At 61.1% G+C, this 2,940-nt stretch carries 2 protein-coding genes; both read right to left on the bottom strand.

The features are described from left to right. Positions 1–746: 746 nt before the first annotated feature. Positions 747–1,520, bottom strand: coding sequence for a phosphoadenylyl-sulfate reductase (locus DL899_RS19075; protein WP_239494776.1), 774 nt, complete (start codon positions 1,518–1,520; stop codon positions 747–749). After that, positions 1,517–2,848, bottom strand: a complete 1,332-nt coding sequence (locus DL899_RS19070) for a UDP-glucose dehydrogenase family protein (RefSeq protein ID WP_111735891.1) — start codon at positions 2,846–2,848, stop codon at positions 1,517–1,519. Before DL899_RS19070 ends, DL899_RS19075 begins: the two co-directional genes overlap by 4 nt. Positions 2,849–2,940: the final 92 nt, after the last annotated feature.

Genomic DNA, 2,940 nt, shown 5'->3' with positions numbered 1-2,940 from the left:
GGCCCTTGGCGGCAGACCACCCGCCGTGGTCTATTGGCAGAGAAATGAAACAACCAACCCCGATCAGCAGATGCAAAGAGTAGCTTGAATTACGCCAGATCCTGTCCAACCGATGGGGAGTAGCTCAAACGCCGTCACCAACTTTTGGGCATAGCTCTCTCTGAGGCAATGGTTCGTTCAAGATCACTCTTGCGATCTTGAACGAACTTAACGCTTTATATCATCTGTGCAAAACGCGGATCAGAAACCATTTTATTGATAGCGTCGGACAGTGCGCGATTGAATGCGGTCGCGGTGTTGTTGCAAGCAGAAACAGCAGAGAAGCTTGTGTTGAAATCAGTCACTGACTTCACTGAGAAGCCTTGCGAACGGCTTGAGTAAGCTTGGAACTCAATAGTCCACTGGCGATTAAAAGAATTCGGCTTCAATGTAGTTACATTTATACTAATGGGGTGCCACCAGATTTGTAAACCCCACCTGCAAGTAGTTCGGCCTGAACGGCTTGCTTGATAGTCTGAGCCACATCATCGCCGCCACCAAGGTCAAGAGGCCCAGCCAGGCGGCACGACGGACGAGGTTCGACGCCTTCTGCAAGGCGCACTTCGGTTACCCTTTTCTTGGATACCACACTCTGAAAGCAGAGCGTGTTCTACATTTGTGTGCCGCCATTCGGTGGCGCGGCAAAAGGCTGAGGCTGATAGGGGGCACGCCCTGCGGAACAAGCCAGTTCATGGCCGGTCCTTTTCCTACCGGGCGGCCGACACACGCACGAAATGCCCGTCAGGCCCGAGGTGGATGCCGCATTCGGACTTGTCGGGCATCTGCGGCCAGCGGCCGGCACGCGGATCTTCGCCCTCGCTTGTCGGTCGCGTGCAGGGCGCGCATCCGATCGATGCATACCCTGCCGTCTCCAGCGGGTGCCGCGGCAGGTCGTGATCGCGGAAATAGCGCTCGATCTCGTCGCGCGACCATAAGGCGAGAGGGTTGACCTTGATCCGCGCCCCGTCGCGTTCCACAATCGGAAGCGCGGCGCGGCTTGCCCCCTGAAAGCGTTTGCGACCAGAGATCCACGAGGAGAAGCTGTTGAGCGCATCCTGCAGGGGAAAGGTCTTGCGGATTGTGCAGCAACTGTTCGGGTCAATTTGGTTAAGCGTCCCCCTGGGGTCCTCTTCCAGCAGTGTCGCCGGATCGGGCACCGCATTGATGAGCCGAAATCCGAGCCGCGTATGCAACCTGTCCCGATACTTCAGGGTTTCGTCAAAGTGCTTGCCGGTATCGATGAAAATGACCGGAGTTTCGGGACGAATACTCAAAACCCAGTGCAGCAGGACAGCACTTTCCGCCCCGAAGGACGAAACGATCGCCGCCTGCTTCAGCGCAGGATCTTGCAGAAGCCCCGCGAAATCGATTTCTTCCCGGCTGGGCAAATACTTGCTCTGCAGCCGTTCCAGCTCGGCGTCGATCGCTCCGGGGGGCCAGCTTGACATCGGTTCCGGCACCGGATTCTGCTCGTCGCTCATGGCTGTCCTCTCGCTGCGGCGGCTCGTCGGCCCACGCCCTCATACGCCTCGAAGCCCGCGCGTTTGGCGTCGCGGGCGGAATAGATGTTGCGCAGGTCGGCCATGCGCGGCTGCGCCATCTTGCGTGCGAGTTTTTTGAGGTCGAGCGCGCGGAACTCGTTCCATTCGGTCAGAATGACCAGCAGATCTGCGTTGTGCGCCGCCTTGTAGGGATCGTCGCACCAGACCACGCCGGGCAGCAGCGCCTCGCCCTCGCGCCGGCCCTGGGGATCGACCACGCGCACCTTGGCGCCCCCGCCCACCAGCGCCGGCACGATGGTCAGCGACGCGGCCTCGCGCATGTCGTCGGTGCCGGGCTTGAACGTCACGCCCAGCACCGCGATGGTGTGGCCGTTGAAAGAGCCCTCGCACAGGTCACGCAGCTTTTCAATCATCCGCGACTTGACTGTCTCGTTCACGCGGATCACCGCCTCGACGATCATCTGCGGCACCGCGTGTTCCTGCCCGATCCGGGCCAGCGCCGAGGTGTCCTTGGGAAAGCACGACCCGCCATAGCCGGGGCCCGCGTGCAGGAACTTGTTGCCGATGCGCCCGTCGAGCCCGATGCCGCGGGCGACCTCGTTGACGTCGGCGCCGACGCGTTCGCACAGCGCCGCGATCTCGTTGATGAAGGTGATCTTGGTGGCAAGAAAGGCGTTGGCGGCATACTTGATCATCTCGGCGCTTTCCAGATCGGTGGTGACGATCGGGAAATCGCGCAGGTAGAGCGGGCGATAGATGTCGGCCATCACCTCTGCCGCGCGGTCGGACTGCACCCCCACCACCACCCGGTCGGGTTTCATGAAATCCTCGATCGCCGCCCCTTCACGCAGGAATTCGGGGTTCGACGCGACGTCGAATTCGGCATCGGGGTTGGCCTTGGCGATGACCTGCCTGACCTTGCGGTTGGTGCCCACCGGTACGGTCGACTTGGTGACGATGACCGCATAGCCGGTCAGCGCGCGAGCCACGTCCTCGGCCGCGGCCATGACATAGCTCAGGTCGGCGTGCCCGTCGCCGCGGCGGGTGGGCGTGCCCACGGCGATGAACACAGCATCGGCGCCATCGACGGCGGCAGCCAGATCGGTGGTGAATGACAGCCGCCCGGCGCTGACGTTGCGCTCCAGCAGCGGCTTGAGGCCCGGCTCGAATATCGGCACCTCACCCCGGTTCAACTGCTCGATCTTGTCGGCGTCCATATCAACGCAGATCACGTCATGACCGAAATCAGAAAAGCAGACACCGGATACAAGCCCGACATAGCCAGTACCGATCATGGTGATCTTCACGTCCCGCCCTCCCGTGCCTCATCCGAGGCGATCTCTGTTTGCACAGCTTCGATTTCCGCCCGCAGCGCCTCGTATTCATCCATCTTACGCGC

It is taken from the genome of Roseovarius amoyensis, assembly GCF_003260265.1.
Lineage (GTDB): Bacteria > Pseudomonadota > Alphaproteobacteria > Rhodobacterales > Rhodobacteraceae > Roseovarius > Roseovarius amoyensis.
This window is presented reverse-complemented; position numbering and strand designations above follow the sequence as displayed.